The organism is Pantoea sp. Pa-EAmG, from assembly GCF_030024295.1.
GTDB lineage: Bacteria > Pseudomonadota > Gammaproteobacteria > Enterobacterales > Enterobacteriaceae > Pantoea > Pantoea dispersa.
The window spans coordinates 1-6766 of sequence record NZ_JASEWO010000215.1; the positions used below are offsets into that span (position 1 = coordinate 1).

Annotated in this window: 7 protein-coding genes; all 7 read right to left on the reverse strand. The window is 56.4% G+C overall.

The annotated features are described in order from the left end of the window. Positions 1 to 75: 75 nt before the first annotated feature. The 7 genes from nhaR to QMM04_RS19930 all read right to left on the reverse strand — a co-directional run bounded on the left by nhaR (position 76) and on the right by QMM04_RS19930 (position 6526). The gene (nhaR, locus tag QMM04_RS19900) at positions 76 to 978 is read right to left on the reverse strand and encodes a transcriptional activator NhaR (protein ID WP_282996838.1); all 903 of its coding nucleotides are present in this window, start codon (positions 976 to 978) and stop codon (positions 76 to 78) included. A 29-nt stretch (positions 979 to 1007) separates the two neighbouring features. Then, complete coding sequence (gene nhaA, locus QMM04_RS19905; protein ID WP_262256422.1) at positions 1008 to 2186, reverse strand: Na+/H+ antiporter NhaA; 1179 nt, start codon at positions 2184 to 2186, stop codon at positions 1008 to 1010. A 190-nt stretch (positions 2187 to 2376) separates the two neighbouring features. Continuing rightward, entirely contained in the window at positions 2377 to 2520 is a 144-nt protein-coding gene (locus QMM04_RS19910) for a hypothetical protein (protein WP_164861030.1), read from the reverse strand. A 251-nt stretch (positions 2521 to 2771) separates the two neighbouring features. Next, positions 2772 to 3638, reverse strand: a complete 867-nt coding sequence (locus tag QMM04_RS19915; RefSeq protein WP_058759653.1) for a helix-turn-helix domain-containing protein — start codon at positions 3636 to 3638, stop codon at positions 2772 to 2774. 289 nt (positions 3639 to 3927) lie between these two features. After that, entirely contained in the window at positions 3928 to 4095 is a 168-nt protein-coding gene (locus QMM04_RS19920) for a DUF2474 domain-containing protein (protein WP_064511421.1), read from the reverse strand. Between the two features lies 1 nt (position 4096). Then, positions 4097 to 5101 carry a cytochrome d ubiquinol oxidase subunit II gene (gene cydB, locus QMM04_RS19925; protein WP_021507607.1) on the reverse strand — a complete coding sequence of 335 codons (1005 nt, stop codon included), beginning with the start codon at positions 5099 to 5101 and terminating at the stop codon, positions 4097 to 4099. Next, positions 5102 to 6526, reverse strand: a complete 1425-nt coding sequence (locus QMM04_RS19930) for a cytochrome ubiquinol oxidase subunit I (RefSeq protein WP_125308900.1) — start codon at positions 6524 to 6526, stop codon at positions 5102 to 5104. Positions 6527 to 6766 lie beyond the last annotated feature (240 nt).

A 6766-nucleotide genomic window follows, 5' to 3' on the forward strand; every position in this document is an offset into this window, starting at 1 on the left:
GCTCAGATCAACAAACTGGCTTAATCGCCGTCTGTTTATCGCTTTGTTAAAAGAACCGGCGCTTCGCCGGTTTTTTTATGCCTGCGATCCGTGGCTGAACAGCGCGCTGAAGTCGCGATGGCAAATGCGCTGCACCGCCGGATGCTGAATCATACGCCCGGCAAAAATAACGTGATAATCCTCCATCACCGTCTCCAGCCTGCCGATCTCGCGCACGCTATCGTCACGATAGACATCATCCCCGTACAGCGTCGGTGCGACAAAGATCGCATTGTTCTGCGCGCCAAACGCCTTCATCAGCGCCGCATCATCAAATTCACCGAGAATATCAACCTGTAATCCCTGGCTGTGGATCCAGTTCAGCAGCTTGCGCCCCAACATCGAGCGCCGGCCGGGCAACAGCAGGCGCCGCTGCTCCAGACAGGCCGGAAACGGCAGCTCAGGCAGTGGCGCATTACACCAGAAGCTAACCGGACATTCGCCGAGCTTGACCGAAAACAGCCCGGCCTGCTGGGTTGAATCTATCGGGCAGTCGGATAGGATCATATCCAGCTTATGCTGGCTGAGCTGCTCCAGCAGCATTTCATGCGTTGATTCAAAGCAGCGCAGCTGAATTTTCTCGCCGGCCATCACCACCGTTTCCAGCACCTTGCTCACCAGCTGTTTTGACAGCGCATCCGCCACGCCAACATCAAACAGCAGATGCGACTCCTTGCGGTAGTTAACGATATCAAGCATTTCCTGGCTGAGCATAAACATGCGATCGGCATAGCGGAACACCAGCTGCCCCAGCTCGGTGGGCACCAGGCCGCGCCCCTGACGGCGAAACAGCACGCCATCCAGCTGCTCTTCCAGCGCTTTGATTTGGCCGGTTACGGTCTGCGGCGTGAGGCACAGCACTTCAGCGGCGCGCACCACCGAACCGGTTTTGCACACCTGCCAGAAGTAGTAGAGATGATTAAAATTGAGCTGATTCATACCATAAAGGAGGCTTGCGCCTCTCCTTATTAGCGCAGTTTGATGCGCAGCAGCGTGTAACCTATCACCGCCGACAGCAGTGAACCGCTAAGAATGCCCAGCTTCGAGAACGTCACCAGCTGTTCATGCGCGGCATCAAACGCCAGCGAACTGATGAAGATCGACATGGTAAAGCCGATACCGCACAGCACGCCGATGGCCATAATGTCGCGAATGGTGGTGCTGCCTGGCAACGCCGCCAGCCGCAGCTTCACCGCCAGCCAGCAGAACAGCGTGATACCTAACGGTTTACCAATCAGCAGACCGAGGATAATGCCAAGCGGCTCAGGCGACAGCACATCGCCAAAGGTGATGCCGCTGAGCGAGATGCCGGCGTTGGCGAACGCGAACAGCGGCAGGATCAGCCAGTTCACCCACGGCATCAGTCCGTGCGCCAGGTGCTCAGCCGGTGAGTGACCCTCTTTCTCCTCCAGCGGTACGAAGAAGCCCACCACGACGCCCGCCAGCGTGGCGTGCACGCCGGACTTCAGCACCGCGGTCCACAGCACCACGCCTACCAGCATATACACTGCGATGTTGCGCACACCGCAGCGATTGAGGATCGCCAGCAGCACGATAGCGCCGCCCGCCACGCTCAGCGACAGCACTGACAGATCGCTGGTATAGAACAGCGCAATAATCACGATGGCACCGAGGTCATCAATGATCGCCAGCGCCATCAGGAACACTTTTAGCGCCGCCGGTACCCGGCTGCCGAGCAGCGCCAGCACGCCGAGCGCAAAGGCGATGTCGGTGGCGGTCGGGATGGCCCAGCCGTTGCGGGCAACTTCGTTATCATGATTGAACAGCAGGAAAATGAGCGCCGGCGCAACCATGCCGCCCAGCGCAGCAATCACCGGGAAGATCGCGCGATCGCGGCTGGCCAGCTCGCCGCTGATCAGTTCGCGCTTCACTTCGAGGCCAATCAGCAGAAAGAACAGCGCCATCAGCGCATCGTTAATCCACAGCAGCAGGTTTTTGCTGATATCCAGCACGCCGAAGCGAATCTGTACCGGCTCCGCCAGCAGGTTTTGATAGCCCTGCGCGGTGGCGGCATTATTGGCCAGCACCATCGCCGCCACCGCCGCCAGAATCAGCACCATGCCGTTGCTGGCGTCACTTTCAATAAAGCTTTTCAGCAAGCTTCGAATACTACGGGGTTTGTTCACAACTCCTCCTGAGCAGAGACATTTGGTGGAGAAGTTTAGCCGCTGTAACACCTCGTTAAAAGCAGCTTATGTCTCGTTTATTGCTCGGGATTTTCGAGTTATTTGCCAGGCCGGGCGTATTGCAGCGGAGGGAGGGGCTGAAAGCGGACGGACGCAATACGGCGCTGGTCGCTAAGCAGGTAGCGCGCCGTCAGGCCTGGTGGTTAGTGCAGGTCAGCAGCGTCACGTCATCCGTACGCTGCTGTGGCAGCGCATTATCGCCGGCAATCTCATGCTGGGCGCAGTGAGGCTGATGCGGATGCAGACCGCCTGGCGGTGAGAAAGGCTCAGCCATCTGGGCACTTGCCAGCGCGGAAAACGCCACAAGCGCTGTTGAAAGTAACAACGGTAGAAGTCGCATAATTTTTTGTCTTTTCACTATAACGGTCCGGAATGGACCAGGCATGCAGGTGATGATCCAGCCTGAGAAGTGGCAAACAGTGTTTTCCACGGTCAGTCAGGTTTCAGTGAAGGATTTTACGCCACTCAGGCACAGGAATTTATAAAATCGTGCGGTTTATCACAGTTTACCGCACGATTTATGCATTATCCGACTTTAACCGGAATGTAAAAGGTGCCCTGCAGCAGATCCGGCGTGCTGTAGCGCAGATCGAGCTTAATCAGGTCCTTGCCCGGCCGCCGCGCCACGCCGAGCGCAGGCAGATGGTTGTAGTACACCTCTGCGGTGAACGCATTGATCTCTTCCGGCGCGCCGTGCCAGTCAATCTCCGCATACAGTCCGCTTTCACCGGTCCAGTTCTGTACATTGCCGGTCAGCACGTCGGCATACTGGCTCTCCAGCGCCTGGAACAGGCTGATATGCTGCTGATCGCTGGAGTTAACCCCCGGGCTGAACTGGAAACCGAGCCAGCCACGCTGTACGTGCTGGCCGGCGAAGGCGATGAAATCACGCGTATGCTGCGCCACCACGTGATTGTGGTGGTCAATGTATTCGCCGAAGCGGCACTCCCACTCAATCACTTCTCCGCACAGCTTCAGCTCCGGCTTCTCTGCCAGGCGCGCACTCACCCACTGCCGCTGGGTTGAGATGCGGCTGTGGAAGTCTTTCATCTGCATCTCAGGAATGCGGCGATAAGCGCCTGGCGTCATGGCGAAGTGGCTTTTAAACACCCGGGTAAAGTTTTGCTGATTATCAAAGCCAAACCGCACGGCGATATCAATAAGCGGCATGCTGGTCAGGCGCAGCGCCATGGCAGCGAGCGTCAGGCGACGTTTGCGCGTGTACGAGGCCAGCGTCTGGCCGGTCATCTCTTTGAACATGCGCTGCATGTGCCACTTGGAGTAACCGGATTTGAGGGTAATCAGATCGATGTTGAGCTCGTCGGTCAGATTGGCCTCGATCCAGTCCACCAGATCGTTGATGTACTGTTTTTTCAGATTCAGGCTGAGCATTTTTTTTAATTGAATGGGTTGGGAAAGGCGGTGCTTTTGCGTAATCCGTCACATAAACATAACAAAATCGTATGGATAACGTAAGGAAGAGTAAAGACAGCGAGACGGGAAAAGCATTAATTGCTTAGGTGACTAACTTTTTATCTCCTTAATAGCATCGCATCGTTGAGCAGTGATTTGCCTGCGCATAGCGGTGCGCATTAATGCGCACCCTACAAATCGTACCCGCAGGGGCGCTATTAATGGCGACCGATAATGCCGGGCAGGCGTGCCTGCCCTCATCGACCACTCAGTGCGAACGCATGCCCGCTGCCGTCATCATCATACGAAACAGTGATGCCACCACGCCCAGTGCCAGCACGCTTGCGCCGTAGATGATTACTAACCACAGCACGCGCTTCCACCAGGGGGCTTTCGTTTCAGTGGGGTTGCTCATATTGCTGACCTCGGTTTGCATCTCAGTGGTATCCTTCGTCGGCTTTGATTTTTCCGCGGAACACGTAGTAACTCCAGAAGGTATAACCCAGAATCACCGGAATAATCAGTAAGCTACCGACCAGCATAAAGGCCTGACTCTGCGGCGGTGACGCGGCGTCCCAGATGGTGATCGACGGCGGAATAATGTGCGGCCACACGCTAATACCAAGGCCGGAGAAGCCGAGAAACACCAGCGCCAGCGTCAGCAGGAACGGCGAGTAGTGCGCCTCACGCTTAATGGCGCGCACGATGCCCCACGAACACAGCAGCACTAGCACCGGCACCGGCAGGAACCAGAACAGGTTAGGACGGCTGAACCAGCGGTGCGCAATCGCATCGTGGGTGAACGGCGTCCACAGGCTGATAATGCCGACAATCAGCAGCAGCGCGATCACCAGCGGCGTCGCCAGCGCGGACATCTTACGGTGCAGCTCATGCTCGGTTTTCATGATCAGCCAGGTACAGCCCAGCAGCGCATATGCCACCACCAGACCGACGCCGCAGAACAGCGGGAACGGCGCCAGCCAGTCCAGCGCCGAGCCGGCAAACTCGCGCCCTTTCACCGGGAAGCCGTCGATAATCGCACCGACCGCAACGCCCTGGCTGAAGGTCGCCAGCAGCGAGCCGGCAATAAACGATTTATCCCAGAACGCGCGGTGCTCTTCGGTGGCCTTAAAGCGGAACTCAAACGCTACGCCACGGAAAATCAGGCCAATCAGCATCGCGGTGAGCGGAATGGCCAGCGCATCGGCAATCACCGAGTAGGCCAGCGGGAACGCACCGTACAGACCGGCACCGCCCAGCACCAGCCAGGTTTCGTTGCCATCCCACACCGGCGCAACGGTATTCACCATCATGTCGCGCTCAACCGCATCTTTATTGAACGGGAACAGGATGCCGATGCCAAGATCGAAGCCATCCATCACGATATACATCAGGGTGGCGAACACGATAATGGCGAACCAGATAATGGAGAAATCGATCATTTATTTACCCTCCTGCGGTTCGTTCAGACTCTCATGGGCCGCAGAAAGCGGACGCGCAGGTGTTTTGCCCTGCCCCGGACCACCGTGGCGCACATCTTTACCCTCGCCGGTCAGCGGACCTTTCTTGATCAGGCGCATCATATAAACGTAGCCGACACCAAACACCGACGAATAGACGAGGATGAAGGCCAGCAGGCTGATGCTCATATGCAAATCGCCGTGCGCCGACACCGCATCAATGGTGCGCTGCACGCCGTACACCACCCATGGCTGACGACCAATTTCCGTGGTAAACCAGCCGGCAAGAATGGCGATCAGGCCGGACGGCCCCATCAGCAGGGCGAACCACAGGAACGGCCGGGAGTTATACAGCCGCTTTTTGTAACGCAGCCACAGGCTCAGCACGCCGAGGGTGATCATCAGCAGGCCCATGGCCACCATGACGCGGAACGACCAGAAAATCACCAGCGAATTCGGGCGGTCCTCTTTTGGGAAGCTCTTCAGCGCCGGGACCTGTTTGTCCAGGCTGTGGGTCAAAATCAGGCTGCCAAGGTACGGCACTTCCAGCGCATATTTGGTGCGCTCTTCATCCATATCCGGAATACCGAACAGAATCAGCGGTGTCGCTTCTCCCGGCGGGTTTTCCCAGTGGCCTTCAATCGCCGCAATTTTTGCCGGCTGATGCTCAAGGGTATTCAGGCCGTGCGCATCGCCGATCATCGCCTGAATCGGCGCAACGATCAGTGCCATCCACAGTGCCATGGAGAACATTTTGCGGATTGCCGGGTTATCGTTACCGCGCAGCAGATGCCACGCGCCAGACGCGCCAACAAAGAAGGCGCTGGCGAGGAAGGCCGCCACCGACATATGGAACAGGCGGTACGGGAACGACGGGTTGAAGACAATCTTGAACCAGTCCTGCGGCACCACGATGCCATTCTCTATGATGTAGCCCTGCGGGGTATGCATCCAGCTGTTGGACGCGAGGATCCAGAAGGTCGAGATGATAGTGCCGAGCGCAACCATGCAGGTGGCAAAGAAGTGCAGGCCCGGTCCAACACGGTTCCAGCCAAACAGCATCACGCCGAGGAAGCCCGCTTCAAGGAAGAAGGCGGTGAGCACTTCATAGGTCAGCAGCGGACCGGTAATACTGCCGGCAAACTGCGAGAAACCGCTCCAGTTGGTACCAAACTGGTACGCCATCACCAGCCCGGACACCACGCCCATACCGAAGTTAACGGCAAAGACTTTGGACCAGAAGTGGTAGAGATCGCGATAGGTCTCGTTACGGGTTTTCAGCCACATGCCTTCGAGCACCGCCAGGAAACTGGCGAGACCGATGGTGATGGCCGGGAAAATAATATGGAAGGAAACAGTAAAGGCGAACTGAATCCTGGCCAGGTGGAAGGCATCTAATCCAAACATTGCTTACCTCTTTGCCACAAGATTACACCGAATTTTTACTTATAATTAACAATTTTGACGCACAAAATTATTATTTCGTGACGTCGGAAGAGATTCACGCCAATTGTAAGGCAAGCGGCGAGAACAAAAAGAAACAGTGGGAATGGCTAAAACTATAACAGTATTTTTTGATTTCGATCATTGTTTTCACCAGAAACTACTTGTTTAAAATCACTAAGTTAAGGTTATAGCCCGTGATTT

Bases quoted from the DNA above. Each gene is read 5' to 3' on its own strand.
- nhaR (WP_282996838.1), bottom strand. From the start codon at position 978: ATGAATCAGCTCAATTTTAATCATCTCTACTACTTCTGGCAGGTGTGC.
- QMM04_RS19910 (WP_164861030.1), bottom strand. From the start codon at position 2,520: ATGGCTGAGCCTTTCTCACCGCCAGGCGGTCTGCATCCGCATCAGCCT.
- QMM04_RS19915 (WP_058759653.1), bottom strand. From the start codon at position 3,638: ATGCTCAGCCTGAATCTGAAAAAACAGTACATCAACGATCTGGTGGAC.
- QMM04_RS19920 (WP_064511421.1), bottom strand. From the start codon at position 4,095: ATGCAAACCGAGGTCAGCAATATGAGCAACCCCACTGAAACGAAAGCC.
- cydB (WP_021507607.1), bottom strand. From the start codon at position 5,101: ATGATCGATTTCTCCATTATCTGGTTCGCCATTATCGTGTTCGCCACC.
- QMM04_RS19930 (WP_125308900.1), bottom strand. From the start codon at position 6,526: ATGTTTGGATTAGATGCCTTCCACCTGGCCAGGATTCAGTTCGCCTTT.